Source organism: Rhizobium sp. BK377, from assembly GCF_014193935.1.
Classification (GTDB): domain Bacteria; phylum Pseudomonadota; class Alphaproteobacteria; order Rhizobiales; family Rhizobiaceae; genus Rhizobium.
Window position 1 is genome coordinate 687228 of sequence record NZ_JACIAC010000001.1, and the last position, 25875, is coordinate 713102.

General features: G+C 61.7%; 25 protein-coding genes. 13 read left to right on the forward strand and 12 right to left on the reverse strand.

Going from position 1 to position 25875, the window contains the following annotated elements; all coding sequences use genetic code 11:
- The first annotated feature begins 120 nt into the window (after positions 1 to 120).
- Entirely contained in the window at positions 121 to 1026 is a 906-nt protein-coding gene (locus FHT92_RS03410; RefSeq protein ID WP_183822522.1) for a S1C family serine protease, read from the forward strand.
- A 62-nt stretch (positions 1027 to 1088) separates the two neighbouring features.
- Here the strand turns inward: FHT92_RS03410 and FHT92_RS03415 are convergent, their stop codons facing one another.
- Complete coding sequence (locus tag FHT92_RS03415) at positions 1089 to 1817, reverse strand: esterase family protein (RefSeq protein ID WP_183822523.1); 729 nt, start codon at positions 1815 to 1817, stop codon at positions 1089 to 1091.
- Complete coding sequence (locus FHT92_RS03420; protein ID WP_183822524.1) at positions 1814 to 2779, reverse strand: acetylxylan esterase; 966 nt, start codon at positions 2777 to 2779, stop codon at positions 1814 to 1816. Before FHT92_RS03420 ends, FHT92_RS03415 begins: the two co-directional genes overlap by 4 nt.
- Before the next feature lie 322 nt (positions 2780 to 3101).
- On the opposite strand from FHT92_RS03420, the gene otnK reads away from it, so the two are divergent.
- Both otnK and FHT92_RS03430 read left to right on the forward strand, forming a co-directional pair.
- On the forward strand, positions 3102 to 4364 hold the full coding sequence (gene otnK / locus FHT92_RS03425; RefSeq protein ID WP_183822525.1) for a 3-oxo-tetronate kinase: 1263 nt from the start codon (positions 3102 to 3104) through the stop codon (positions 4362 to 4364).
- Positions 4357 to 4992, forward strand: coding sequence for an aldolase (locus FHT92_RS03430; protein WP_183822527.1), 636 nt, complete (start codon positions 4357 to 4359; stop codon positions 4990 to 4992). Before otnK ends, FHT92_RS03430 begins: the two co-directional genes overlap by 8 nt.
- Here the strand turns inward: FHT92_RS03430 and FHT92_RS03435 are convergent.
- Positions 4989 to 5792, reverse strand: coding sequence for an endonuclease/exonuclease/phosphatase family protein (locus tag FHT92_RS03435; protein ID WP_183822529.1), 804 nt, complete (start codon positions 5790 to 5792; stop codon positions 4989 to 4991). The genes FHT92_RS03430 and FHT92_RS03435 overlap by 4 nt on opposite strands.
- A 101-nt stretch (positions 5793 to 5893) precedes the next feature.
- Between FHT92_RS03435 and FHT92_RS03440 the strand changes: the two genes are divergently transcribed.
- Entirely contained in the window at positions 5894 to 6097 is a 204-nt protein-coding gene (locus tag FHT92_RS03440) for a hypothetical protein (RefSeq protein ID WP_183744687.1), read from the forward strand.
- A 115-nt stretch (positions 6098 to 6212) separates the two neighbouring features.
- Here FHT92_RS03440 and FHT92_RS03445 read toward each other — a convergent pair whose 3' ends face one another.
- Positions 6213 to 7127, reverse strand: coding sequence for an SDR family oxidoreductase (locus FHT92_RS03445; RefSeq protein WP_183822531.1), 915 nt, complete (start codon positions 7125 to 7127; stop codon positions 6213 to 6215).
- 103 nt (positions 7128 to 7230) lie between these two features.
- Here FHT92_RS03445 and FHT92_RS03450 point away from each other — a divergent pair, with 103 nt between their 5' ends.
- The 3 genes from FHT92_RS03450 (at position 7231) to FHT92_RS03460 (ending at position 10700) form a co-directional block, all read left to right on the forward strand.
- On the forward strand, positions 7231 to 7800 hold the full coding sequence (locus FHT92_RS03450; RefSeq protein WP_183744694.1) for a TetR family transcriptional regulator: 570 nt from the start codon (positions 7231 to 7233) through the stop codon (positions 7798 to 7800).
- 97 nt (positions 7801 to 7897) lie between these two features.
- Positions 7898 to 9055, forward strand: coding sequence for a class C beta-lactamase (gene ampC / locus FHT92_RS03455; RefSeq protein WP_183822533.1), 1158 nt, complete (start codon positions 7898 to 7900; stop codon positions 9053 to 9055).
- Between the two features lie 136 nt (positions 9056 to 9191).
- Positions 9192 to 10700, forward strand: a complete 1509-nt coding sequence (locus FHT92_RS03460) for a mechanosensitive ion channel family protein (protein ID WP_183744700.1) — start codon at positions 9192 to 9194, stop codon at positions 10698 to 10700.
- 3 nt (positions 10701 to 10703) lie between these two features.
- Here the strand turns inward: FHT92_RS03460 and FHT92_RS03465 are convergent, their stop codons facing one another.
- Entirely contained in the window at positions 10704 to 11189 is a 486-nt protein-coding gene (locus FHT92_RS03465) for a YcgN family cysteine cluster protein (RefSeq protein ID WP_183822535.1), read from the reverse strand.
- 187 nt (positions 11190 to 11376) lie between these two features.
- Here FHT92_RS03465 and FHT92_RS03470 point away from each other — a divergent pair, with 187 nt between their 5' ends.
- From FHT92_RS03470 to FHT92_RS03480, 3 genes are all read left to right on the forward strand, one after another.
- Positions 11377 to 13560: a transglycosylase domain-containing protein gene (locus FHT92_RS03470; protein WP_183744706.1), complete on the forward strand. Its 2184-nt coding sequence runs from the start codon at positions 11377 to 11379 to the stop codon at positions 13558 to 13560.
- A gap of 143 nt (positions 13561 to 13703) precedes the next feature.
- Positions 13704 to 14291 (forward strand): DUF1214 domain-containing protein, encoded by a 588-nt coding sequence (locus tag FHT92_RS03475; protein ID WP_183744709.1) that lies wholly within the window; start codon positions 13704 to 13706, stop codon positions 14289 to 14291.
- A complete protein-coding gene (locus tag FHT92_RS03480) occupies positions 14284 to 14832 on the forward strand; it encodes a DUF1254 domain-containing protein (RefSeq protein ID WP_183822537.1) in 549 nt (182 codons plus the stop codon). The genes FHT92_RS03475 and FHT92_RS03480 overlap by 8 nt, the downstream gene beginning before the upstream one ends.
- Positions 14833 to 14847: 15 nt before the next feature.
- On the opposite strand, the gene FHT92_RS03485 is transcribed toward FHT92_RS03480, so the two are convergent.
- Entirely contained in the window at positions 14848 to 15018 is a 171-nt protein-coding gene (locus FHT92_RS03485; protein WP_183822539.1) for a hypothetical protein, read from the reverse strand.
- Between the two features lie 531 nt (positions 15019 to 15549).
- On the opposite strand from FHT92_RS03485, the gene FHT92_RS03490 reads away from it, so the two are divergent.
- A complete protein-coding gene (locus FHT92_RS03490; RefSeq protein WP_183744717.1) occupies positions 15550 to 15756 on the forward strand; it encodes a hypothetical protein in 207 nt (68 codons plus the stop codon).
- Positions 15757 to 16012: 256 nt separating this feature from the next.
- Positions 16013 to 17062: a DUF2336 domain-containing protein gene (locus FHT92_RS03495; protein WP_183822541.1), complete on the forward strand. Its 1050-nt coding sequence runs from the start codon at positions 16013 to 16015 to the stop codon at positions 17060 to 17062.
- A 125-nt stretch (positions 17063 to 17187) separates the two neighbouring features.
- Here FHT92_RS03495 and FHT92_RS03500 read toward each other — a convergent pair whose 3' ends face one another.
- The 4 genes from FHT92_RS03500 to FHT92_RS03515 all read right to left on the reverse strand — a co-directional run bounded on the left by FHT92_RS03500 (position 17188) and on the right by FHT92_RS03515 (position 21795).
- A complete protein-coding gene (locus tag FHT92_RS03500) occupies positions 17188 to 18774 on the reverse strand; it encodes an ABC-F family ATP-binding cassette domain-containing protein (RefSeq protein WP_183822543.1) in 1587 nt (528 codons plus the stop codon).
- Between the two features lie 124 nt (positions 18775 to 18898).
- Positions 18899 to 19237, reverse strand: coding sequence for a DUF1491 family protein (locus FHT92_RS03505; RefSeq protein WP_183822544.1), 339 nt, complete (start codon positions 19235 to 19237; stop codon positions 18899 to 18901).
- A 37-nt stretch (positions 19238 to 19274) separates the two neighbouring features.
- Positions 19275 to 20723, reverse strand: coding sequence for a methyl-accepting chemotaxis protein (locus tag FHT92_RS03510; protein ID WP_183822546.1), 1449 nt, complete (start codon positions 20721 to 20723; stop codon positions 19275 to 19277).
- 97 nt (positions 20724 to 20820) lie between these two features.
- Positions 20821 to 21795, reverse strand: coding sequence for an oxidoreductase (locus tag FHT92_RS03515; RefSeq protein ID WP_183822548.1), 975 nt, complete (start codon positions 21793 to 21795; stop codon positions 20821 to 20823).
- A gap of 53 nt (positions 21796 to 21848) precedes the next feature.
- Here FHT92_RS03515 and FHT92_RS03520 point away from each other — a divergent pair, with 53 nt between their 5' ends.
- On the forward strand, positions 21849 to 22913 hold the full coding sequence (locus FHT92_RS03520; protein ID WP_183822550.1) for an AraC family transcriptional regulator: 1065 nt from the start codon (positions 21849 to 21851) through the stop codon (positions 22911 to 22913).
- Between the two features lie 90 nt (positions 22914 to 23003).
- Here FHT92_RS03520 and FHT92_RS03525 read toward each other — a convergent pair whose 3' ends face one another.
- Positions 23004 to 23957 (reverse strand): peptidoglycan-binding domain-containing protein, encoded by a 954-nt coding sequence (locus FHT92_RS03525; protein ID WP_183744738.1) that lies wholly within the window; start codon positions 23955 to 23957, stop codon positions 23004 to 23006.
- Positions 23929 to 25467: a HAMP domain-containing sensor histidine kinase gene (locus tag FHT92_RS03530; protein ID WP_183744741.1), complete on the reverse strand. Its 1539-nt coding sequence runs from the start codon at positions 25465 to 25467 to the stop codon at positions 23929 to 23931. Before FHT92_RS03530 ends, FHT92_RS03525 begins: the two co-directional genes overlap by 29 nt.
- Positions 25468 to 25875: the final 408 nt, after the last annotated feature.

Here is a 25875-nt window from a genome sequence, read left to right on the forward strand (position 1 = left end):
GCCGCGGTCTTGCAGAAACGGCAGTCGTTTCATACCTATAGAAGGAATGGTATGCGTCCGGCCCTTGCCGGCCCTCGCAGCATTCCAGGCCTTTGTGCCGCGCCTTACGAGGATGAAACCATGAATATCGACAGGATCCTGCGGTCAGTTGTGGCCGTTCGCGCCTCCATCCCCGAAGATGCCTTCACCGCGAATACGCTAGGCACCCGCCGGGAAGGCAGCGGCGTCGTCATCAGGGAAAACGGGCTGGTGCTCACCATCGGCTATCTGATCACCGAAGCAGACGAAATCTGGCTGACGCGCCATGACGGCAAGGTCGTACCCGGCCATGCTCTGGCCTATGACCAGGAAACCGGCTTCGGCCTCATTCAGGCTCTCGCCCCTCTCGAGCTGCCGGCCATCGAAATCGGCGACAAGGTGAAGACCACCGTCGGCGATGCAGTCGTCTTTGCCGATGGTCTCGGCGAATTCGTGCAGGCCCATATCGTCGCCAAGCAGGAATTTGCGGGCTACTGGGAATATCTGCTCGACGAAGCGATCTTCATCGCGCCCGCCCATCCCTCCTGGGGCGGGGCAGCACTCATCAGCGATGAAGGCAAGCTGCTCGGCATCGGCTCGCTGCGCCTGCAGATGGTGCAGGACGATGAAGTCGCCGACATCAACATGGTCGTGCCGATCAACCTCCTGCCGCCGATCCTCGACGATGTGCTCAACCGCGGCCAGATCGACCGGCCGCCGCGACCCTGGCTCGGTGCTTTTTCGGCCGAAAGCAATGGCGAAGTGGTGGTCATGAGCGTTGCTCAGGGCAGCCCGGCCGCACAGGCCGGCCTACAGCAGGGCGACGTGATCTCGGAAATTCGCGATGGCGAAGTGGACGGGCTTGCCGATTTCTACCGCAAGGTCTGGAAGAGCGGCCCGGCAGGGGCGGAAATTCCCATGCGTGTGCTGAGGAACGGCCGCGAAGCCTGGCTGCGCATCAAATCAGCCGATCGCAACAGCTTCCTCAAAAAGCCGCTGATGCAATAAATCAGATACAGAGCGGCGCCATTCGGCAGCGTTTAGATATAAAGCGGCGCCATCGGCGGCGTTTAAATATAAAGCGGCGCCATTCGGCGCCAGGCACCGGCGCGGTGCGCCCTACCATCCCAGAAATGCAGCCGATGGCCGACACCCTTGTCCGCAAGCAGGCGGCTGAGATAGCGGTTATTGTCGAGGAAGGGATCCTCGTTGCCGATCGTCAGGACGATCTCGACCTGCCGCAGCTTCTCCAGCCGCCAGTCAAAGGAAAGACCCGGCAGGAAATGGGTCGGCATGTGGAAATAGACCATCTCGTCATAATAGCCATCGAAAAGATCGCCGAAGGACTCGACCTTCATCGTCAGGTCATAGCGCCCGGAAAAGGCCACGAGCTTGCGGAAGAGATGCGGGTGGCGGAAGACCAGGCTGGCGGCCTGGAAGGCGCCGAGGCTGCAGCCGTGGACGATGGTGCATTCGTGGCCGTTGCGGCTCTGCATCAGCGGCAGAACCTCGTTCAGCACATATTCCTCGAAAGCGATATGGCGGCGGATGCGATCGGCCGGATGGCGGCCGAAATCGTAGAAGCTCTCGCCGGCCAGACCCTCTATGCAGAAAAGTTGCAGATGACCGGCCTCGAGCTTTTCGGCGAGGCTGGCGACGATCCCGAGATGTTCATATTCCCAAAAGCGCCCTTCCCGCGTTGGGAATACCAAGACTTTGGCGCCGGCATGCCCGAACACCAGAAGCTCCATGTCACGATGGAGCCGATCGCTGTACCAGCGCAGATATTCCCGGTTCATAGATTCCTGAAAAACCGCCCGACTCGCTCCTGCAGTGCAGCCTGTTGCACTGCACTGTCAGCATAGTCGAAATGCCCGGCATCCAGGATGAAGATTTCATTAAATTCTGATTTCGGAAGAGCGTTCGCCACCGCGAACTGACAGGGGGGTGCCACCGCCGGATCGAAGAGCGCAACAGCGGCCAGCATCGGCACAGTGATGCGGGCCGCAGCCGTTGCGGCATCGAAAAGGCGCAGCTTTTCAAAGACATCCGGATGAGCCTTCGCATATTCCTGCACCGAATGGGCGCTGCCCACCGTCGGCAATGTCAGCCAGAGCTCTCGGGCGCCGAAAGTCGGTACGGTCAGATGGCCGCGTTTGATCCTGATATCGAAGGGAATGCCGAGCGCGCCGATGCCGCCGCCGAAGCTGATGCCGCTATAGCCGATGTGGCCATCAAGCACGGGATAGAGCGACAGCAGTGTGGAAACGGCAACCCAGAGATCCTCGACGCAGCCACCGATCACGTAATGGTCGGGATCATCAATATCATGCAGAACATGGAAGGGAGCGTCAGGCGAAATTGGCGGATGAGCGCTGCGCGACAAGCCGCGGAAACAAGGAAAGAGGATTGCTGCCTCCTCGACAGGAATATCGAATTCCGGCTGATCGCGCCCGCCATAACCATGGCCGACGACGAGGCCACGCTTGACCTCGCCCTTGCGGGGCGTGAGCAGCCAGCCGCCGATGCTGATATCATCCGTGGACGTGTAGACGATATCGCGTACCTGCCAGTTTGGATGGGTATGCTTGCTTGGGCTCAGGCGCGGCTCCGGCTTTATCGCGAGAGCCCTGGCATAGCGCTTCTGCCAGAAGAGATCGAATCCCGAGGGCGATTCCGGTGGGCGGATCGCCTCCAGGTCGGCAAGCGTCATGCCGTAGGTGGGATCGAAGTCGAAAGGATAGTCCGTCGGGATGCTCATGCAATGCTTGTTGCCGTGAAACCAGCCAGGGAGCAAGGCCTGCGGCCAGCTCCAGCCCACAATCAAACCGCCCTCTCCCTGAAATTGCGTGACAGCCCTGCTCGGCAGGTTTTAACTATGATGCGCCGTCCATGCCGACTCGGGCGGCGCTCATTCGTTTTGCGTTCACTTCATCGGTCGGAGGAACCGCTTCAAATGAAAATCTCTGTCAACGGCGCGGCCGCGATGATCGGCCGGAAACTCGTCCGTGCCTCGTGCGGGCACGGGATCCGCGTCCATATCGAGCATGAATTGAGCAACAGACCACCGGAGCGCACCTGACATGCTGCTTGGAGCCATTGCCGACGATTTTACCGGCGCCAGCGATCTTGCCAATACCCTTGCCCGCGGCGGCATGGCGACGATGCAGTTCGTCGGCCCCGGCCGCGGCAAAGTCAATTGCGAAGCCGGCGTGGTGGCGCTGAAGACGCGCTCGGCATCGGTCGAGGACGCGGTGTTGCAATCCATGGATGCGGCGCGCTGGCTGCTGGATCAGGGCTGCGAGCAGATCTTCTTCAAATATTGTTCGACCTTCGATTCCACACGTGAAGGCAATATCGGCCCGGTGGCAGAAGCGCTGCAGCGGCTGACGGGCGCCGATGTCACCGTCGTCTGCCCGGCCTTTCCGGCAACCGGAAGGCGGGTGTTCATGGGCCACCTCTTCGTCAAGGACAAGCTGCTCAGCGAATCCGGTATGGAAAACCATCCGCTGACGCCGATGACCGACCCTGATATCCGCCGCTGGCTGCGGTACCAGACGCGCGGCGGCGTCGGCAGCATCACGCTCGATACGGTGCGCGAAGGTTCGGGCGCCATCCGCAGCCGGTTGCGCGACGAGCTCACCGATGGCAACCGCCTCGTCGTCGTCGATGCGATCGAGGATGAAGATCTCATGACGATCGGAGAGGCCGTCGCCGACCATGCGCTTGTGACCGGCGGGTCGGGGCTGGCGCAAGGGCTGGTCGGCAATTTCGCCAAGCGCGGCAAGCTTTCCGGCATTCCTGCCGACGTACCTGTCGTCACCGGACCGGGCGTCGTCCTCTGCGGCTCCTGCTCGCTGGCCTCGCAGAACCAGGTCGCCTGCCATCTGCAGAACCATCCCGGTCTTTCGATCGACCCGGCCGCCATCGTGCGCGGCACCATGTCGGTGGAGATCGCCGCCCGCTGGGTCGCTTCCAATGCGGCCGACAATCCGATCGTCTATTCCACCACTTCGCCCGATGTCGTGAGCTTCGTGCAGCAGCGCTTCGGCCGCGATGAATCGGCAAAGATCCTCGAAGATTTCTTCGGCAGCCTCGCCAAACGGCTTGCCGATTCCGGTACGCGCCAGATCGTCGTCGGCGGCGGGGAAACATCCGGCGCGGTCGTGGAGGCACTCGGCCTCAAGCATATGACCATCGGTGCGGAGATCGATCCCGGCGTGCCGGTTCTGGTGTCGGAGCACAGCCGGCCGATGCGCCCGATCGGGCTTGCGCTGAAGAGCGGCAATTTCGGTTCACCCGATTTCTTCGCCAAGGCTCTCGACAGGATTGCCGGCCATGAATGAGACGGCACTGCGCCAAGCCATCGTCCGCTGGGGAAAATCGCTCTTCGAGCGCGGCCTGACGGCCGGGTCCTCCGGCAATATCTCGGTGAAGACCACAGACGGCTACCTTGCGACGCCCACCAATTCCTGCCTCGGCTTCCTCGATGCCAACAGGCTTTCGAAGCTCGACAGCGACGGCGAGCATCTCTCCGGCGATGCGCCGACCAAGGAACTGCCGCTGCATTTCTCCTTTTATGAGAAGCGGCCGCAAACGGGTGCCGTGGTGCATCTGCACTCCACCTATGCAACGGCCCTTTCCTGCCTTGCCGATACCGATCCGAAGGATGCCATTCCGCCGCTGACGCCCTATGTGGTGATGCGGGTCGGCAAGGTTCCGATCGTACCCTATACCCGGCCGGGTTCGACAGAGGTGAAGCCGCTGATTGCCGAAATCGCCGGCCAGCACAGCGCCGTGCTTCTGGAAAACCACGGGCCGATCGTATCGGCCGCCACGCTCGATTCCGCCGTCTTCGCGATCGAAGAGTTGGAAGAGGCAGCAAAGCTTTCGATCATCACCCGCGGCATGAAGGTCAGACAGCTCAATGCCGAGCAGATCGGTGACCTAGAACGGCATTTCAAGCTGCGCTAAGCGAGGTCAATCAAGAGAGCCCGGTGATCGGAAACTTCGGGCTGCTCCACCACCTCGAAGCGCTCCACCACGATATCCGGTGTCGCCAGCATATAATCGGCAAAGCGTCCCTCCTTCGGATAGAGCGAAGTGCGGGTATCCGAAAAACCCTTGCCGGTGACGAGATCGTTGAGGCCGAGGCGACCGAGCTTTTCGAAGGTGATACTCTCAGGCAGCACGTTGAAATCGCCACAGACGACGAGGCGTTCATCACCGGGCCAGACGCGTTCGATCAGCTCGACCAGCGCATCCGCCTGCGTATGGCGAGCTGGAATATCGCCCTTGCCGGCGGGATCACGCAAGCCGTGGAGTTGGGCGATGGTGACCGAAAAGCCGCCGGTATAATCGAACAGCCGGATGCAATGGGCGTTGCGGGAGCGCGGATGCTCGCCCCAGCCATTGGGCGAAAAGCGGCCATGAATAAAATCCACCGCCTGGCCGATGACCGGATACGACTTGCGAACGAAAGTGGCGATGCCGAATTCGGTGGCAAACACCCTCCCGCCGTGAAAGAGATCGCCCCGCGCAAACGGGCAGAAGAAGCCGTCATGATCGGGCAGAACGGCGGCGATCTCGTCATAAAGATGGGCGCGCTGCGGCAGCACGACGTTCCCATCGCGGTATTCCAGCCACTCCGGCGCATTGGCGGCCGATCGCACCACCTCCTGCAGGCATAAAACATCGGCCTCGGCGCCCGCGAGGTAAGTGATCAGCGGCGCATGGATGCTCCCGCCCCAGACATTCAGTGAAATAATCCGCAAACCCGTGCCAGCCCCTTTCCGGTGGGAAACTAGCAGATTCTTGCGAGGAACAAATGCCGGTCCTGCCCTGTTGTTGCCTTTGGACAGCAAGGAGAAACATCATGGCATCGAACAGCCCCAAGGATGGTGCACCAGGCACTACGGATCAGTCGCCGCGTTGGGAAGGGCCTCAGGGCACAAAGCCATCAGGCTATCTGCCTGCGAAGGATGATCCGGAAAAGGCCCGCGACGCGCATGGCGAGAACCTCAACCACCCCAAGGTGAAGAAGGTTTCCGACGCCATGAAGACGAAGGAAGACGAGTAGAAAAAACGGGCTGCGGTCAACCGGCAACCTTTCATGACACCCGGAGACGGTGCCCCGCTCATCATCCTTCGAGCGCGGCCCGCGAGGCGGTGGATGTGTAACCTCAACAGCTCGATCAGCGATAGCCGGTTTCATCAGCCGGCCTGCCGGGTTCTTGTACCTCGGCCAGGTAGCGCCAGCAATCCGGCCGCGTGCCGTCGAGATCGGTTAAGTCGTAGGCTTCTGCGAGTTGGAAGCTTGAAAGCGATTGGCCGTTCCATCTGCTGCGATCGGGATCGGCGGCAAGGGCAGCTACCCCCCGGCCGGTGAAACGCGGCGTTTCGGAGATAGCGAAATGCGGCTGGACTTTGGTGGCGTCGCGCCAATTTTCTTCCTTCACGCCATAGTTATCCAGCATCATTTCCGATCGCATCCAGCCGGGAGAAACCGAGACTGACGTCGCGCCGTGGGGCGCAAGATCCCTGGCGTGCGCCCAGGCCAGGCGGTTCGTGCCCGTCTTGACGAGATCGTAGTAGGGGCAGAGCCGGTAATGCGTGGCATTGTATTGCGCCGTGCCATCGGTCATCTCCACCAGCAGGCCGCCAGGCTTTTCGATCATTAGCGCCAAAGCGTAATGGGCGGTGATGAAATGGGTGTCGATCGCAAGCCGCAGCATATGCAAGCCCTTGTCGAGAGAATGCTCCCAGACCGGCTTGTCCCACTCCGTCAGGTGCTCACCGCCCCAGATATCGTTGACGAGGATATCGAGCTTGCCCTCCTCCGCCCGGATGCGGGCAACCAGCGCTTCGACTTGCTCGGGCACCAGATGATCCACCTGCACGGCAATGCCACGACCACCCTCCGCGTTCACCAGTTCGCCTGTTTCCTCGATGGTCTCAGGCCTGCCATATTCGGATTGCTGCGTGCGAGTCGTACGGCCGGTCACATAGACCGTCGCGCCTGCCGCGCCGAGTTCCACCGCAATGCCGCGACCGGCACCGCGCGTTCCGCCGGCAACAAGCGCCACCTTTCCCTTCAAGTTCACTGTCACTTCGCTGTCCTCCCCGCTACAAACAATCAACCGGCCTGGTAGGCTTACTTGTATATAAACGAATGTTCGTTCATAAATATGGCGAGCGCAAGGGAAAAATTTCATGCCGCGTCCGCGCACGCTTTCAGATGAACAGCTACTTTCGATGGTTCTCGATGTGATCCAGTCCGAGGGGCCGGATGCGGCGACCTTTGCGGCGGTCGCCAAGGCGAGCGGGCTTTCCGGTTCGACGCTGGTGCAGCGCTTCGCCACCAAGGCCGGCATGTTGCGCGCCGCGCTGCTCCACGCCTGGGATCGGCTGGACGCGGAAACGGCGCGGCTTGCCGAAACCCTCCCGAAGACCGCGGAGGGTGCGATCGCGCTGCTGACCGGTCTTTCCCAGGACTATGGCGACAATCCCGTTTCCTACGCGGAAGGCCTGCTCCTGCTACGCGAAGATTTCCGCGATCCGGTGCTGCGCGCCCGCGGCGGGGCCTGGGGGTCCGTGCTTATCTCGGCACTTGCCGAGCGCTTCGAGGGGCACAGTCAAGCACAGACCATTGCCCGGCTGATGCTTTCGCAATGGCAGGGATCGCTGCTCTGGTGGGGGTTCTCGTCCGATGGCGCGGTCGCCGACTACGTGGAGCGGGAACTGCGGCTCTTTCTTGCCGCTCTCGAGCCCAAATTAAACTAGGGTCTCCTGCGAGTTCTTATCGTTTGTGGAGGGGCAAAGGGCCAAGCTATCGAGCGTGTGTCGGCGGTATCGCCGGATGCGCTAGGAGGAACTACCCATGAACACAAGATATTGCCTTATCGCCCTCGCCTTGTCGGCAAGCCCGCTTCACGCGGCAGACCTGACGGACAAGGCGTTCCAGGAGACGGCAGATCGCGTTTTTCAGCCGGTGATCAGGGAATACGACATCCCGGGACTAGCCGTCGGCGTGACGATCAATGGCTCGGAATTCTATTATACCCGAGGGGAAGCCTCGCGCGAAACGAAGGCGCCTGTGACCAGCGACACGATCTTCGAACTCGGCTCCGTCAGCAAAATTTTTAATGTCACGCTTGCCGCCGTTGCCGAACAACGCGGCCTGCTGTCGCTCAATCAGCCGGTTTCGACCTACCTGCCGGAGCTTAGGGACAGCGCCTTCGACCAGATCACCCTCCTCAATCTCGCCACCCATACATCGGGCGGCCTGCCGCTGCAGGTTCCCGATAGCGTGACTGATGATGCCGGGCTGATGACCTATCTCAAGAGCTGGAAGCCGGCCTACAAGGCTGGCACCATGCGCTCCTATTCCAATGTCAGCATCGGCCTTCTCGGGCGCATTGCCGGAGAGCGTTTCGACAGCACCTACAGGCAGGCCGTCGAAGGGCAGCTGTTTCCCGCCCTCGGTCTCAAAAGCACCTTCATCGCGGTTCCGTCTGATGCCATGGATCGCTACGCTTTCGGTTATGGCAAGGCCAACAAGCCGACCCGTGTTGGACCCGGCGTCCTCGACGATGAGGCCTATGGCATCAAGACCACGGCGCGTGACATGGTGCATCTGTTGGAGCTGAATTTGAAGCCGGATGCTCTGGCGCCCGAATTTAAGGCGGCGATCGAGAAGACACATACGGGCTATTTCGATACGGCCTATTACACGCAGGACATGGTCTGGGAGCAATATGCCTGGCCCGTCGCGCTCAAGCAACTCCTCGACGGCAACTCCGCCAAGATGAGCCTGGAAAGCCAGCCGGTCAAAAAGCGGACAAAGCCGCTTGCGCCGCAGACATCAGTGCTGATGAACAAGACTGGATCGACGAACGGCTTCGGCGCTTATATCGTGCTGGTGCCGAAGGCGCATATCGGGCTGACGATGCTGGCGAACCGCAACTATCCGAATATCGCACGCGCCGAAGCAGGACGGAAGCTCATCCAGGCACTCGAGGCCTACGCCGCTAAATAGCCGTCACGTCGGCCGGTCGCAGCAGCGGTTGCGGCCGGCCGACGTCACCGGTGGCGATACCCTATCCATTCGTGTCAGAGGACAGAACTTCTTCATCCGTGATATAGGGTCGAACGCCCCAACCAGGATGCAATGCATGTCATGGACTATGCTGGACGATCCGCTGTATCAGTTTATCGCTCTCGTTCTGCTCAGCGCCGTGGCACGGTTCATCTTCGGACGAAACCCGACCTTCCGGCTGATTGCCAATTTCGTCTTCTTTGCACTGCTGACGCTGCTGCTCGTTGAGAACGAGATTGCGCCCTATACATCAGACATGGGCAAAGCGACGGATCTTTTCCGGCGCACTTTCGTCGGGGTCGCAAAGGCGGTCTGGTGGATCGGCGGCGCGATGGTGCTGGCAAGCTCGGTGCGGCTCTTCCTAATCTTCGAGCGCAAGCCGCGCGAGGCGCGTCTGCTGCAGGATCTCGTCGTCGCCATCATCTATGTCGGCGCAGCACTTTCAGTCGTAGCCTATGTCTTCGGTGTGCCCGTTGCCACGTTGATCGCCACCTCGGGCGTCTTCGCCATCGTGCTCGGCCTGGCGCTGCAGAGCACGCTGAACGACGTCTTCTCGGGTATCGCACTCAATCTCGGCAGGCATTACAGCGTTGGCGACTGGATCGTCCTCGATGACGGCGTTCAAGGCCGCGTGGTGGAGACGAACTGGCGTTCAACCCACCTTTTGAACGGCACGAACGACCTCGTCATCGTTCCCAACAGCGCGCTTGCCAAGGCGCGGCTGACGAACCTGACGAGCCCTGAAGAAGCCCATGGCGTGTCGCTGAAGATCCGGGTCATGCCCTCAAGCCCGCCGGCGACCATCGAAGAGACGATGCGCACGGTGCTGCTCAGCAGCAACGCCATCCTGAAATCCCCAGCCCCCGTCGTCAGCATCACAGGGCTGGACAGCAGTGCCATCGAATTCGAACTCTCCTTCCGCGTCTCCGGATTGGGCGAAGCGACCGCCGCCCGCAACGAAGTCTACGATCTCGTCTATCGTCACATCAGGGCGGCCGGCCTGCAGCTTGCCACATCCGCGGGCTCGCCGGCCGTACCGGTTGCCGATCCGCCGGAGGAAACCGGGAAACATCCGAACTCGGCCTGGCGTCTGCTCAATGCCATCCCGCTCTTTTCGACGCTGACGGAAGACGAGAAGGAGTCGCTCGCCGCCGACATGAAACGGCTGACCTTCCGCAAGGATGCATTGATCGCGACACAGGATTCGTCGCTGACATCGCTGATGATCGTCAGGCGCGGGGTGGCCGTCGTCGAACGCAAGGAAGGCGAGGAGACGATCGAACTTGCGAGAATTGCACCGGGCGATCTGTTCGGCGAACGCGGTGTGCTGATGGGGGCGCCGGAGCCAGCCAATATCCGTGCGCTCACATCCGTCGTTGTTTATGAGATCGCCAAGGATCATCTTGCCGCCATCATGCAAGAGCGGCCGGCACTTGCCGAAGAGCTCGGCCTGCTGCTGTCGCGCCGGATCGAATCCGAGAAACATCGTTTCAGCGCCGGTGTGTCGGCCGACGCCAGTCATCCGACGACGCTGACGACACGTATAAGGCATCTGTTCCAGATCCCTCACAGCACCTGGTCGTGACGCTCAGCCGGCCTTTCCCGCAGGTTCTTCGGCGCCTTCGCCGACCGTCAGCGGCCAGTCGACGACATAATCCTCGAAATCATCGATATCGACGTCGTTTTCGCTGATGGTGCGGCCGCGGGCAGAGATGCCGGCAGCGTGGACGGTTTCAGGATCCCCTGATACCAACGGGTGCCACCAGTAGAGATCACGGCCCTCATTGACGAGGCGATAGCCGCAGGTCGGCGGCAGCCATGCAATCTCGGAGACGTTCTCCTTGGTGAGCTGAACGCAATCAGGCACGAAATCCCAGCGGTTCGGATAGCTGGAACAGCGGCAGCTTTCGCTGTCGAGCAGCTTGCAGCGGACCGAGGTGAAATAGACATCGCCGCTATCCCATTCCTCGAGCTTGTTGAGGCAACAGAGACCGCAGCCGTCGCAGAGGCTTTCCCACTCCTCGGCATTCATTTCGGCAAGCGTCTTGCGCTTCCAGAAGGGCAGATCGTTCATCGCTCGTTTCTTGCAACAGCCGCCCGCAAATTCGCGTGACGACCGTTCAACTCTCTTGTTCTTGTGCGCAAAATCAACCAATTATTCAACTTGCTCCGGCTATCCGGAGAGTGAGGCGGCCCATTCAGGCCCGCTCCGGCGTCCGGAATCCGACGGCGGCAAGCGTGTTCAAGCGGGAATACAGGACGTGCAGGATCCGGACAACCCCGAAAGCGGGCCAGATAAACCCGAAAGCGGGCAAGGCAAGACGCCAGATAAGCGGGAGGCCAGGAACCGCCACCTGCTGCTGCGCATCGATTCGTGGATCGACTCGACCGTCTGGAACGCCGGCTTCCGCGCCGCCGAAATCTGGGAAGACACCACCATCTTCTTCCGCCGCTTCCGCGTTCGCGGCTGGAAACGTATGGTTTTCGAACTCGCTGGCGAGGGATTGACGCTCGGTTCCGTCGGCATGGTGCTGATGCTGGCGCTCGCCCAGCCGGCTTTCGAGGCCACCAAGGAAGACTGGCGCAATCGCGGCGACTTCGCCGTCACCTTCCTCGACCGTTATGGAAACACCATCGGCCATCGCGGCGTCATCCATCAGAATTCCGTGCCAATCGACGAACTGCCGGATTCCCTGATCAAGTCCGTTATCGCGACCGAAGACCGCCGCTTCTTCGACCATTTCGGCATCGACGTCATCGGCCTCTTTCGCGCCATGGTCACCAATGCCCAAGCCGGCGAAGTCGTCCAGGGCGGCTCGACGCTAACGCAGCAGCTCGCCAAGAACCTGTTCCTGTCCAACGAGCGCTCGATCGACCGCAAGATCACCGAAGCCTTCCTGGCGCTCTGGCTGGAAGCCAACCTCTCCAAGAAAGAGATCCTCGCGACCTATCTCGACCGCGCCTATATGGGCGGCGGCACCTTCGGCGCTGCGGCTGCGGCGCAATTCTATTTCGGCAAGAACATCACCGACGTGAACCTTGCCGAATCCGCCATGCTCGCCGGCCTCTTCAAGGCGCCGGCCAAATATGCGCCGCATGTGAATCTGCCGGCGGCGCGCGCGCGCGCCAACGAGGTGCTGACCAACCTCGTCCAGAGCGGACTGATGACCGAGGGACAGGTGATCGCCGCGCGGCGCAATCCCGCCACCGTCGTTGACCGCAACGAGGTGGAGTCACCCGATTTCTTCCTCGACTGGGCCTTCGACGAGGTGCAGCGCCTTTCACCGCGCTTCCATCAGCGCTCGCTGATCGTGCGCACCACGATCGACATGGGCATCCAGCAGGCGGCGGACGACTCCATCGAGACGTCGCTGCGCGAATATGGCGAGGCTTATCACGCCAAGCAGGGCGCGATGGTGATGATCGAAAATGGCGGCGCCGTGCGCGCCATGGTTGGCGGACGCGACTATGGCGAGAGCCAGTTCAACCGCGCCACCAAGGCGCTACGCCAGCCGGGCTCCTCCTTCAAGGTCTATACCTATTCGGTAGCCATGGAGAGCGGGATGACGCCGAAGACGACGATCATCGATGCGCCGATCTCCTGGGGCAACTGGAGTCCGCACAATTACGCAAACCGCTATGCCGGGCGCATCACACTGGAAACTGCGATCGCCCAGTCGATCAATACTATTCCGGTCCGCCTTGCCAAGGAAAAGCTCGGCATTCAGCCGATCCGCGCCATGGCGAAGGCCATGGGTGTCGAAACGCCGATCCGCGACGACGTGACAATCCCGATCGGCACGTCCGAGGTGACGGTGCTCGACCAGGCGACCGCCTATGCCGTTTTCCCGGCCGGCGGCTTCCAGTCGCGCCGCCACGGCATCACCCAGGTCCTCGATTACGACGGGGACGTTCTCTACGATTTCGATCGTGACGAGCCACCCGCCCAGCGGGTGCTTTCCGAACAAGCCGACAGCTATATGAACCAGATGCTGTCGCGGGTGCCCTATGTCGGGACGGCGCGCAAGGCCGCGCTGGACAACGGCGTCGTCACCGCCGGCAAGACGGGAACGACGCAGGCCTATCGCGATGCCTGGTTCGTCGGCTTCACCGGCAATTACACCTGCGCCGTCTGGTTCGGGAACGACGACTATACCTCGACCAACAACATGACCGGCGGCTCGCTGCCAGCGATGACCTTCAAGCGCGCCATGGACTATGCCCATCAGGGCGTCACGCTGCGCCCCATCCCCGGCATCGAAAACCCGCTGCCGTCCGAACAGGATGTCGCAAAAGCCCAGGCCAACAAGCCGAAGGACGGCACGCCGGCCCTCATTCGCCCGCGCATGCTCTCGGTGCAATCGACAAACACCCTCAAGCGCATCGGCGAGAAGCTGAAGGATGCCGCACCGCTTGAAGTGCAGAAGGTCGCGAGCGCGGAGTGATGTTTCACCTGTTTTAGCAAAACCGGCATGGCTGGTTCCTCAAGACAGGGGGACACATCGCCTCATGGCATTCCACCCTGCCAGAATCAGTGGTAACCCTTTCAACTGATTTGATCTTCAAGTTTGATCTTCAAGGGCGCAAGGTGTTTCGGTTCCCCCTTTTCATCCTAATCACGCTGATCGTCGCCTTCGGCGGCGGGATCATGATTTCGCTTTATGCGCTGGATGCGACGCAGGGGTTCGGGGCGATCAAGCTCGGTGCCTGGGAGGCTTTTCCGGAACTCCAAACCGTCGACGCTGATCCCTATGCGAAGTCGCATCGTGCGCGTGCAGGCAAGCTGCTCTATGGCAGCGCGGAAGGGCTGATATTTATAGCAGGTGTGGACGATAGCGGCGAGCGGCTGAACGCCGCCTGCCACTACCGCATCACCGGCCAGACGCCGCCGGCGCGGCTGTGGACGCTGTTTACTGCAGACAATGCCGGCAATCCCGTTTCCCTGCAGGCGAGCCTGCCGGCGGCGCTGAATTCATGGACGGTGCTGCGACAGCCCGACAGCAGCTTCGCCATCGACATCGCCGCACGGGCTCAGCCCGGCAACTGGCTGGCACTGCCGCAGGCCGGCTCGTTCCGGCTGGTGCTGACGCTGTTCGACACGCCGACGGCCGGCAGCTCCGGCGTGATCGACCTTTCCATGCCGAAGCTGACCAAGATCGGATGCGGCAATGCTTAGGGTGTTCTTCGCCCTCCTCGCCGGGCTTTTCGGCGCAGCGCTTCTGCACCTCGTCATCATTCTCGCGCTGCCACACTTCACCGGCCGTGATGCGGCGACGCGCGTGGAGGCGGAAGGCGATCCGAACAATTTCTATCTGCTCAGCAGCCGATATGACGAGGCGGGGCTCGCCAATGGCGATCCCTTCGTGCGCACCGCCGTCTGCTCCTTCGATGTGGGCGAGGCTCCGGTGCATTTCACCGCCAAGGGCAATGTGCCTTTCTGGTCGATCGCGATCTACGACCGCGCCTCGAACGAGGTCTTCAGCATGAACGACCGCACCTCCGTCGGCGGCGCGCTCGACGTTCTCGCAGCAAGTCCCATCCAATTGACGGATCTCCGCAAGAACCTGCCGCAGGCGCTGGAGCAGACGATCATGGTGGAGATGGCGCATCCCGAGGGTTATGCGGTGCTGCGTACGTTGGCGCCGCAGTCAAGCTTCGACGAAGCGGCTCGGGCTTTTCTGACGGAAGCCGGCTGCGATGAACTCGATGCCCGCTAGGGTTGTCTTCGTGGGTTACTTGTTGTTGACGCGCGGCGCAGAATGCGTCGGGCTTTTATCAGGGGTTTCGACGATCCGTTCATAGCGGACGCCGGTGAACCAGAGGATTTTTGCTTCGCGGGGCTCCTTGCCCGTGCGGCGCGGCTCCTCACGCAGCCGGTCCGCCAATGCGACTACAATTGCCATTCTCGTCTCCTTGCACTGCCCGAGACGGATGAACTTGCGATGGATTTCACCCTGCCCGCCATGTTGCGGGCCAGCGCGTCCTCAAGCGCCGGATGAACCGGATCGAGGGCATTCGCGCCTTTCTCACGGCACCTGACTGAAATACCGTGATGTTGCGGAGCTTCCACGATCGATATTCCCAAATCGCGTCGTTCCTGTCCGAATTGAGACACACGACAGTTAACAGATTACTAATATTCTGCCATTGCTTGAGCAGTCTGCTCGGCACCGAGATAACGCGCAGAATGGTTGTTTGGTTGCAGCCGCGGAAAAGAAAAGCCAAGGCGACGTCTATCCGATAGAGTTGAAGGCAATTCAAATGGTTAGGGGTCAAAGCCGCAAGCGGGGGGCAGGTGTTGCAAATATGCGTCATGAAAATATTAATTGCAGCAGGGTTGGATCGGTGTATCCTCCTCCCATCGGCCAAAAGGGTTAAGGCGACGGCCGCTCGGGAGATCATACGTGCTCTTGCTGTCATTCGGAGCGCAGCCCATGTCCTTTCTCTATAATTCGGCCTTCACGTCAGAAGACCTGGATGTGTTGCGCGATGCACTGGATGCTTGGTGCGCGGAAAAGCGTATCGACATCAGAAGTGTCGAAGCACAATTCGCCGCTTCCACGGCGCTCGACCTTTACCAGTCCGGCCATGACGATCACGACAAACTTCTGTCGGCGCTCAGAAGCCGCAAGAGCCTTTAGATTATTGCCGGCTATTTACCTCCATCTTTAAATGCTGAGGATCGCCTCACCTCCGGCGCGGTAGATTTTATTTTGCCGGCTCATCAAGCTGCAACACGCAAAACGTGTACATTTCTGTTGCATTTTAATAAAATCTTCAGCATGCATTAACCGTACCGGTGTAGGATTTGTTCATAACCGTATGGTCCGACATGCGTTCCGCCAGCGCTTGTCAGCCCACGGTCTCCCGCTTGTTCTGCGTTTTCAGGGTGTGCTTGTGCGTGACCGGTTTCGAGACCTAGAAGGCCCCATGGCCGTCAGGAAGAAGGACGTGGTGTTAATGGCGACTGTCAGCAGTTTCGAGAACCTGTCATATCCGACACGCTCCGAACTGCGCCAGTTTGCCGAACTCTTCATGCCGCTGTTTCAGGCCTCCTCCGAAGAGGCAAGGCGTCAGGCCGTGGCAGCCCTTTCCCAGTGCGAGAACATGCCGGCAGCAGTCGCACTCTTCATCGGCAACCAGCCGATCGAAGTCTCCGCCCCTTTTCTCACCGCCTCCAAGGCGATCAGCGACGACACGCTGATCACCATTGCCCGCACACAAGGTGCTGCACATCTAAAGGCTATCGTCAGCAGGGATTCCCTCTCGCCTGCAGTCATCGATGCGCTGGTGGCCTTGCGCCAGGCAGAGCTGCGGCCGGTCGCCGCCGCACCTGCCGAGCAGCCGGCGATGCCGCTTTCGCCGATGCCTGCCCCGCCCGAAGTGAACCGGGAGGAAGCGCGGCGTCTTGCCGATGAAGCGGCGCTGCGCGAGCGCATCCGCAGCCTTGCAGGCCATCTCCGCCGCAATGATGAGGACCGGCTCGGCCTTCGCTCGTTGTCCGACATTCAGGAGGCGCTGCTGGTGCGCTTTGCCCGCTCGCGCGAGGCCACGCATTTCGCCACCGCACTTGCCGATGCGCTGTCGGCCAGCCGATGGCTTGCCGAGCGCATCATGCTCGACCTCTCGGGCCAGCAGCTCGCCATCACGCTGACCAGCCTCGGCATGAACTTTCTCGATTCCGTCTTCGTGCTGGAAAAGCTTTATCCGCATCTTGCCGAGGTACAGCACAATGTCAGCCGCGCCTTCCTCGTACTCGATGCGCTGGACCCGGAAGAGTGCCATGCACGCGTTGAGGCCTGGTGTCGGGCCGACAGCTACACCTATAATCCGGTCAAGCCGGCCGCAGCACAGCCGGTTCCCGCGGCCCAGGCGCAGGCTCCATCCTATCGCTTCATCCGGCAGGCGCCGCTGCGCGACCTCAAGAGCGTCAACCGGGCGCGCTAGCCGTTTAGCAATGAGCGCTGGCTGCGCGACGAGCCCCGGCTCGACGTCATGACGCCTATCGCGAGGTCTGCGACATTGCCGAGCTACTGTCTGCCGAGAACCAGCTCGGCATCTCCTTCGCGTGATTATCTTGCCGCCAGTTCCAGCCGGCGCGAGATGCCGACCATCTCCAGGAACACCTCGTCGTGGCTGACGATCAGCAGTGCGCCGTCATATGCCCCGAGACCTGCTTCGACGGCAGCGACGGAATCGATGTCGAGGTGGTTCGTCGGCTCGTCGAGGATCAGCAGCGACGGCGGTGTCGCGCCGCCGAGAACGCAGGCAAGGCCAGCGCGCAGAAGCTGGCCGCCAGACAAAGTGGAGACGATCTGCAGCGCCGCATCTGCCCGGAACATGAAGCGGGCAAGTGCTGCGCGGCAGGCATTCTCATCCGATTGCGGATTCAGGCGCCGGAAATTGTCGCGGATCGAGGTTTCGGGGTCGAGCAGGCTGACGCGCTGGTCGAGCATCGAAAAAGAGGTCAGCACTCGGACCGTTCCTTCCCGCGGCTGCAGATCGCCTGAAATCAGCGCCAGCAAAGTCGTCTTGCCCGAGCCGTTGGGGCCGGTCACAGCGATACGTTCGGGACCTGTAATCTCGAAGGACAGTTTGCGGATGACGGGCTCATCCGCCTCGTAACCGGCCGTGACCGCATCGATCTTCAGCACCGATCTGCCCGGCGGCAGGCCGGTCGAAGGCAGTTTGACGGAGAGCGGCTGCAGGATCTCGATGCGTTTGCGCGCCTCCTCGGCATCCGCAAGCGCCTCCGCGCGACGCCGTTCGGCGAGGCGGGCATTCTCGCCGCTGGTATTCTCCGCCTGCCGTTTCAGGCCGCCGGCAACGATACGGGGCATGTCGCCCCTGGCCGCTTTCTTCTGGCCGGCGCTGTCCTTGCGGGCCTTGCGCTCGGCCGTTTCCTGCGCGCTGCGGGAAACCTCGGCCACGCGTTTTTTGGCGTCCGCCAGATCGTGCTCGGCGGCGGCAAGTTCAAGCGCTTTGCGGGCGCGATAATCGCTCCAGTTTCCGCCGTAGCGGGTGGCGCCTAAGGTCGTCAGCTCGACGATGGCGTCCATCGTCTCCAGCAGTTCGCGGTCATGGCTGACGACCAGAGCGCCGTGGCGCCAGCCACCGAGAAGCGAGAGCACTGCCTCACGCCCGTCCCGATCCAAATTGTTGGTCGGTTCGTCGAGGATCAGAAAATCCGGATCTTCGAAGATCAGGGCGGCGAGTGCTGCGCGGGTGCGCTGGCCGCCGGAGAGCGCAGCCAGCAGCGTCTGCGGCGCGGCGGCGAGGCCGGCACGTTCCAGCGCGGCTTCGATGCGGGCTTCGAGCGTCCAGTCGGCAACGGCAAGTTCATCGGCACTCGCTTCGCCGCCTTCGGCACGACCGAGAATGGCAAGCGCCTGCGTTGCGCCGAAGAGGTCGGCGACCGTTTCATCCGGCCCGACCTGCACACTCTGGCGCAAGATGCCGATAGTGCCGGATACGGTGACGGAGCCAGTCTGCGGCTGCAACTCGCCGGCCACCAGCTTCAGAAGCGTCGTCTTGCCGACGCCGTTGCGACCGACAAGACCGGCGCGCTCAGCGTTGAAGCTCAGATCGATATTGGAAAGAAGTGGCCGGCCGTCAGGCGTGGACCACGAAAGATTGGCAAGTGTGATAAATGCAGGCATGGAAATCCCCGATGGCAAGGCGAATTGGCATTGCGATCAGGTTGGAATCCATTTTGCACCGTCCTGTTGGTATTGCGGATGGCGGTAAACTAGGTGGCAATTGGCGTAAATTCAAGGCAGACCGTCAGCCGGCCATCGGGACGAGTTCCGAGACCTTGTCTGTCTCCAGCTCGACAATCCACAAATCGGGGTCGAACTTGCGCTCGCGGTCCAGCATATCCCGCACTTTGTCCGGCTCAGCACGCTCCAGCCTGACTTCGAACAGACGGTCGCCGCTGCTCTCCTCGTCGAAGAAGCTCTGGGGGGCGGGCGCATAGAGGGTTTCGAGCCCGTCGCGGAAGCGCTGGCGGATGAAGATCGCGCCGGCTTCCTCCGCGCCCTTCTTCTCCACGGCAGCAAAATCGCCGGCGGAAAACACCCTGCGGACGAGTGCGGAGACGTAGATATCGGCGCGTAATCTCATGGGCGCGGTATAGACCGCCTAGCTGGTCGCGGCAACGCTATACCTTGATCGCCAGCCGCAGCCCGCCCCAATGCCTGCCGCGGACGGTGATCGGCGCGGAAATATCCTTCATCATCACAAAATTGCCGCCACCCATGTCTCGTCGATAGGTCTGAACGAGGAAGGGCGCGGTGCTTCTGCCGGCAGCAAGGCCGACACGATCGTTGAAGATGCGGCGGTTGCGGCAGTTGGCGGTATTCCAGACGATATCGCCCGGCCGCTGCGGCTGCGAGAACTTCTTGTTATGGGTCGGCAGGTAGCCATTTTCGTCGACGGCGGCGCAGAAGGCGATGCGCTCATCCGAGCCGGCAACCGGTTCCTGGATCGGCGGCAGCAGGCGGTCGGCGAGGCCTGTGAAGGGAACCATCATCTGCACCGGGTCGGTGCCGGGAATGGGCTGATACTGTCGATTGAACAGGCTTTCCATACCGATTGCGCCTTCGGCCACCGCACGCTCCAGAGCATGCGATATCTGGGTAGCGACGGATTGCGCCTGTTCGATCCAGCGGCGGTCGGCGGTTTCCACACCGGCGCTCGCGGTCAACTGGATCAACGTTTCCGACAGGCCGACGACGCTGTCGACGCGTTTGGCCGCCTGCTGCAGCCGGCCGTTGGAATCCAGCACCTCCGCAGACATTTCGCCGAGCTGAGCGACGAAGCCGGCGCAGTCGCGATCCACGGCCTCGGTCGTATTGGCCATGACGGCGGATGAATCGAGGATGCGGGTAATGACATGCTCCATGCTTTCGAAGGCGCCGCGCATAGCCTCGGACTTTTCGCTGACGCCGGCAGCACTCTTGCGGGCCCCGCCGCCGACAGTCGAGAGACGATCGATCTTGACGCGAAGCTGCTCCAGCGTTTCCTGAATGGAGCCCGTCGCCTTGGACGTCTGCAGCGATAAAGCCCGAATCTCAGAGGCGACGACGGCGAAGCCCTTGCCCGCCTCGCCGGCGCGGGCGGCCTCGATCGCCGCATTGAGTGCCAGAAGGTTAGTCTGGCGAGCGATGGTGCTGATTTCGGCGGCCACCTTGTCCACGTCGGTGAGCGAGCGGGAGAAGCCGGAGATTTCCGTGCTGATCTCTTCCGAGGACTGGACCATATGGCGGATTTCCTGGACCGAGCCGGACAGGCGATCGGCCGATTCCTTCAGCATGTGACGCGCCTGGGTGGCGGTGCTGTCCGTCTCGCGCAGCGAAACGGCAACGGAGCGGTTGGTCTCGGCGATGGAAAGGGCTGTGCGGGTGACATCGTCGAAGGCGGCGGCATGGCGGGCGGACATCGCCGCCATGTCCTGAATGGCGCCGGCTATATCGACGAGGTCTACTCCAAGCGTGGAGGCTTCTTCGGCGAGGCGCGAGAGAATATGGCGCAGGGTGTCGCGATCCGGTCCATCCGGCGCATGGGCTGGACCTCCCGCATTATCCTCTACGGCCTTCAGCGCCTGCATGATCGAGCTCCCCCAAGCTATATTAGAGAAGCTTCAAGCAACATGATTAACAATTGCCTAAGAATATGGCAGCTTATACTTAGGTCTTACGTGGCCTTCAGCTCGGCGTCAGGCCCGTCAGCCTTTCGCTCATCTGCCAGAGGCGCTCGGCAAGTTCCGGATCGGTCGCCCAAGGGCGCACGCCGAGCAGCTCCTGGGAATCGGAGGGTACAGCCTTTGCGATGTTGCAGTTCTCGCAATAAACGCCGCCCATGCCTTCCAATTCATCGCTGACGGCGCACCAGACGGTAGTTGCTGCGCCCTGGGCAATGGTTTTCTTGTTATTTTCGGGGTCGATGACCGGATTACCGCCCGCATCTACATAGCCGCTCGCCTGCAGATATTCGCGCGACTGGTGGCGGACGAGATCGGTCGTGACGATGCCGCCCGGATGCAGTGAGAAAGCGCGTACGCCCTCCCTTGCACCCAAAGCATCCAGCGAGACGGCAAAAAGTGCGTTGGCCGTCTTCGACTGGCCGTAGGCGATATAGGGCTGATATTCGCGGTTCTCAAACATCGGATCTTCGAAATCGACGCCGGAGCGGACATGGCCGCGCGAGGAAACGGCAACGACACGCGCGCCCTCCGCCTTCGCCAGCGCCGGCCAGAGGCGGGCGGCGAGCTGGAAGTGGCCGAGGTGATTGGTGGAGAACTGCGATTCATAGCCGCGGCTGTCGCGCGTCAGCGGGTTGGCCATGACGGCAGCGTTATTGATGAGGAAATGCAGCGGCTCACCGTCCTCGAGGAAGCGATCGGCGAAATCGTCGATGGAGTCGGGATCCATCAGATCCATGTAATCGAGCTTCAGGCCGGGGACGATTTCGCCGGCGGCTCTGGCCTTTTCGATATTGCGGGCGGGCACGATGACCTTGGCGCCGGCGGCCGCCAGCACGCGAGCGGTCTCAAGGCCGAGACCCGCATAGCCGCCGGTGACGATCGCCACCTTGCCCGTGAGATCATGGCCGGCAGCCACCTCTTCGGCCGTAGACGCCGCGCCGAAACCGGAGCCGATAGGAGCTTGTGGAGTGGACATCGAATGTTCCTTTCTGGTCGGGGAACATTTATCTCCGGCCTGCGGGATTTTGAATGCTTTTAAATCCCAATTTCTTGCGCCATCGTACAAGAATGATCAGCGACCCCCTCTCCGAAATGCTCAGTCTGCTCGATGCCCGCTGTCTGATTGCCGGCGGGCTGATTGCCGGTGGCGCCTGGGCACTTGCCTTTCCGCAGCCGAACCGCATCAAGATCAGCGCCGTCGCGAAAGGCCGCTGCTGGCTGGCGCTCGATAACGGCAGCGCACCGATCCTGCTCGAAGCCGGCGACGTCGTCCTGCTCAACGGCAAGCATTCCTTCGTGCTGACAACCGATCTTGCGGTGAAGCCGGCCGATGCCGTCACGGCTTTCAAGGAGAGGAAGGTCAACGGTATGACGCGATACGGCCTGGGCGAAGATTTCCTCTATATCGGAGGGCATATTGCGCTTGGAACGACCGGTACGGCGCTGTTGCTCGACGTGCTGCCGCCGGTCATCCATGTGCGGGCGACCCTTGCCGAGGCTGGCGTGCTGCGCTGGCTGCTGGATCAGTTGGTGCGGGAAATGGCCGCCGGCAAGCCGGGCGCGTTGCTTGCCTCGGCCCAGCTTTCGCAGCTCATCTTCGTGCAGGTGCTGCGCGCCCATATCATGACGTCGGAACCGCTGACGGTCGGCTGGCTGCGTGCCTTCGGCGACGAGAAGATCGCGCCGGCGCTGCGACTGATGCATTCGGAGCCGGCACATGACTGGCAGCTTGGAGAGCTCGCGAAGGCGGCCGGCATGTCGCGCACCAGCTTCGCGCTGCGCTTCAAGACGGTCGCAGGCGTCGCCCCACTCACCTATCTCACGGCCTGGCGCATGCGGCTCGCCGAACGGGCGCTACGGGAGGGCTCGATACCGGTTTCTGCACTGGCGCTTTCACTCGGCTACACCTCCGAAAGCGCCTTCAGCAATGCGTTCAAGCGCGTGACCGGCATCGCGCCGAAGCGCTACCGGACGTCGGCGGCCATCAATGCCGGGCCGATCGAAGAGGTGGTCGATGTCGAAGGACGGGTGCCGGTGGACTACCGGCTCCTGCGGCTGGCGAACCGGCCGTCAAGCGTGACACGGCAAGGTTAAAGACGGTCGGCGGCATGCCGGACTGGGGCTCATCGTCTGCAATTCGACGGCAACGGAAAGCGGAGACGACCTGTTTTCCTCAGGGCGCGGTCAGAGCGCGCCGATTTCCTTGAGTTTCTTCAACACGGCTTCGCTCGGTTCACCGTTTTCCGGAAGATTATAGTGCTTCTGGAAGTGCCGGATAGCAGCGCGGGTCTGTTCCCCGGCGACACCGTCGACGCCGACATTGGCGTAGGCCATGTTGACCAGGCCCTTCTGGATCTTCAGCACCAGATCGACATTGGAGATGCCTGACAGCGGTACCTGTTTCGGCCCTGATGGAGCCGTCTTGACGGTCTTTTCGGCGCTGCGGATGGCAGCTGCAACCGGGTCTTCCTCCGTCGCCTTCGACGTCACATCCTCCCGCGGCTTCTCGACAGGAACGGTCGAAGGGCCGGCGGCATCGGTTTTGAGCGCTGCGAGCACATCGGGCGTCGCTTCGCCGTTTTGTGCCATGCCGACAGTTTCCTCGAAGAAGAGGATTGCCGCACTGGTACGCGGTCCGATAACGCCGTCTGCATTGCCGTTATAAAGACCGCGGCGGATCAACTCCTTCTGGATATCCATCACGAGCTGGCTCGGCTGTGGGGCGGCCACGGCAGGCGGCGGCGTGGTTTGCGTCGTTGCAGTGGAATCGTCCGGCCGCTCGATGCGGAACGTGGTGACATTGCCCTGCAGCTCGGCCTGCGGATGGAAGCCGATGGCGTTCGGCGCACCCGGATCGCGCGTGCGGAAGATCGGATGGGGATGCGCGCCCGGCTGATACCAGAGCGCATTGGCGGCGACGAAGGAGAAGATGACGACGAAGGCGATCGTACCGCCGGCAACAGAGGGATTGCGGCCGATGACACCGCCAAGCGCACCGGCGCCCTGAAGACCCAGGCCGCCGAGCGCGGCCGCGCCTTGCAGGCCGACGCCGCCGAGCGCCGCCGCACCGGTCATCAAAAGGCCCGGCTGCTGCCGCCCCTTCCTGCCCTTAGGCGATTTTCGCTTGCGCGCGGCCATCGAAAAGCCCCTCTTCCAGTTCTGCGGTACCCACCGCGCCCTTCAGCCGCGGCGGGAATTCGACCGTTTCCGCCTGGCCGACATCTTCAACAGCCGATGCTCCGGAACCATCCGCCGCGATCTCGATGGTGATGATCGTGCCCTCGCCCGGCTGGCTGGCGATGGCGAAATGGCCACCATGCAGGGCGACGAGGCCTTTGACCAGCGAGAGGCCAAGACCCGTGCCCTCGAATCGGCGGGTATAATCATTCTGGATCTGGACGAAAGGTTGGCCGAGCGTGGCGAGCCTGTCGGCGGGAATGCCGATGCCGGTATCGCTGACCGTCAGCTTGAGAATACCGTCGCGCATGGCCGCATCGACGGTCACCACGCCGCCGGCTTCGGTGAATTTCACGGCATTCCCGACGAGATTGATGAGAACCTGCTGCAGCGCGCGCTGGTCGGCCACGACCTCTCCGATACCGCGCTGGACGCGGCTCGTGAGCGTCACGCCCTTGCTCTTGGCCTGCAGGGCCAGCATCGATTCGCAGGAGCGGATCGATGCGCCGATATCGAAAGGCTCGAGCATCAGTTCGTAGCGGCCGGCCTCGATCTTGCTCATGTCCAGCATCGTGTTGACGACGGAGAGCAGATGCGCGCCGGACTCACGGATCAGGCCGACATATTCACGCTGACGTTCGTTTTCGAACTTGCCGAAATATTCGCCGATGAGGATATCCGAAAAACCGAGAATGGCGTTCAGCGGCGTGCGCAGCTCGTGGCTGACTGCAGCAAGGAAACGGGATTTGGCATCGTTGGCCGATTCCGCATCGGCCGCGCGGGTCTGCGCCTCGGCGCGAAGCCGCTGTTCTACCGACACGTCATGCAACTGGGCGATGACGGCCGAAAGCACGCCGTCGACATCGCGCCGCGCGGTCATATCCATGCGCAGGTAAGCGAACTGCCTGTTATTACGCGAGACCGAGGGTCGCTCTAATCTCAGATCGACGATTGCCTTTTCCTCGCCCTGGCGCAGCGCATCGAGCGCCTGCAGGAAAAGGATGCGATCGGAAACATGCACCTGCTCGAAGAAGCCACGGCCCTTCAGGTCGCGCATCCAGGCGAGATAATCGCGCTTGTCGCGGCCGCCCGTCATCGTCACGCTGCCGTGCGGGTCGAGGAAGAGCACCAGGCCCGGGCTCATCTCAAGGAAGAGATCGTCGGCACTGGCTGCCGTCGTGTGCTGCGGGATAGCCTGGCGGGCCAGCGCGATGCTGCCGACAGCGGAAAAGAGAAAGGCGGCGCAGACGGTGGCGACGCCGGCCGGCAGCGCAACGGCGGGGCTGGTGACGATGGAGAGGCCGACAGGAGCGGCGATGAGAGCGGCAGAGGACAGGAAGACGAGGCGGCGCAGAATGGCGAGTTCGCTCCCGCGCACGGCTTCGCCGCCGTTCGTCCGGGAGAGCCAGCCTGCCGCTGCCCGGTCTACGAGGGCTGTCGCCCGGCCGCCAATGTCACTCAATACACGCACGCAATACCTGCCCGAAAAGGCCTTTCGTTGACCTGGACAATAGGCCCCGGCGGCTTAAGGAAAGGATAAGGCAAAGTCGCCTTCCACAGCGCAAAAACGCCAAAAGTCCCGTTTTGGGCCATCTGTGCTGCTCTTTGAATTTCGTGGTTAATAGCAGGTAAGCGACGGATTTTCCTCATATTTCGGCATTGCGTTAACTCTTGTGGCAGAGCGGCGGGCCAAAAGCCCAGCAATTGCAGGCGGCGGCTGCCACCATGCTTAACGACATCAGGTAGAATTTGACTGAAATGTTCCGAAAATACCGATCATTAAAATTTGAGACAAATTTGCCGCAAATGCCGGTGAGTTTCGAAAAGCGGCATTCGCAACTTATCGGTAGGGTGCAGACACACCGGACAACCGGCCCGA

Coding starts and splice junctions, on each gene's coding strand:
- FHT92_RS03410 (WP_183822522.1), top strand. CDS start 121: ATGAATATCGACAGGATCCTGCGGTCAGTTGTGGCCGTTCGCGCCTCC.
- FHT92_RS03415 (WP_183822523.1), bottom strand. CDS start 1,817: ATGAACCGGGAATATCTGCGCTGGTACAGCGATCGGCTCCATCGTGAC.
- FHT92_RS03420 (WP_183822524.1), bottom strand. CDS start 2,779: ATGAGCATCCCGACGGACTATCCTTTCGACTTCGATCCCACCTACGGC.
- otnK (WP_183822525.1), top strand. CDS start 3,102: ATGCTGCTTGGAGCCATTGCCGACGATTTTACCGGCGCCAGCGATCTT.
- FHT92_RS03430 (WP_183822527.1), top strand. CDS start 4,357: ATGAATGAGACGGCACTGCGCCAAGCCATCGTCCGCTGGGGAAAATCG.
- FHT92_RS03440 (WP_183744687.1), top strand. CDS start 5,894: ATGGCATCGAACAGCCCCAAGGATGGTGCACCAGGCACTACGGATCAG.
- FHT92_RS03450 (WP_183744694.1), top strand. CDS start 7,231: ATGCCGCGTCCGCGCACGCTTTCAGATGAACAGCTACTTTCGATGGTT.
- ampC (WP_183822533.1), top strand. CDS start 7,898: ATGAACACAAGATATTGCCTTATCGCCCTCGCCTTGTCGGCAAGCCCG.
- FHT92_RS03460 (WP_183744700.1), top strand. CDS start 9,192: ATGTCATGGACTATGCTGGACGATCCGCTGTATCAGTTTATCGCTCTC.
- FHT92_RS03465 (WP_183822535.1), bottom strand. CDS start 11,189: ATGAACGATCTGCCCTTCTGGAAGCGCAAGACGCTTGCCGAAATGAAT.
- FHT92_RS03480 (WP_183822537.1), top strand. CDS start 14,284: ATGCTTAGGGTGTTCTTCGCCCTCCTCGCCGGGCTTTTCGGCGCAGCG.
- FHT92_RS03485 (WP_183822539.1), bottom strand. CDS start 15,018: ATGGCAATTGTAGTCGCATTGGCGGACCGGCTGCGTGAGGAGCCGCGC.
- FHT92_RS03490 (WP_183744717.1), top strand. CDS start 15,550: ATGTCCTTTCTCTATAATTCGGCCTTCACGTCAGAAGACCTGGATGTG.
- FHT92_RS03500 (WP_183822543.1), bottom strand. CDS start 18,774: ATGCCTGCATTTATCACACTTGCCAATCTTTCGTGGTCCACGCCTGAC.
- FHT92_RS03505 (WP_183822544.1), bottom strand. CDS start 19,237: ATGAGATTACGCGCCGATATCTACGTCTCCGCACTCGTCCGCAGGGTG.
- FHT92_RS03510 (WP_183822546.1), bottom strand. CDS start 20,723: ATGCAGGCGCTGAAGGCCGTAGAGGATAATGCGGGAGGTCCAGCCCAT.
- FHT92_RS03515 (WP_183822548.1), bottom strand. CDS start 21,795: ATGTCCACTCCACAAGCTCCTATCGGCTCCGGTTTCGGCGCGGCGTCT.
- FHT92_RS03520 (WP_183822550.1), top strand. CDS start 21,849: ATGCTTTTAAATCCCAATTTCTTGCGCCATCGTACAAGAATGATCAGC.
- FHT92_RS03525 (WP_183744738.1), bottom strand. CDS start 23,957: ATGGCCGCGCGCAAGCGAAAATCGCCTAAGGGCAGGAAGGGGCGGCAG.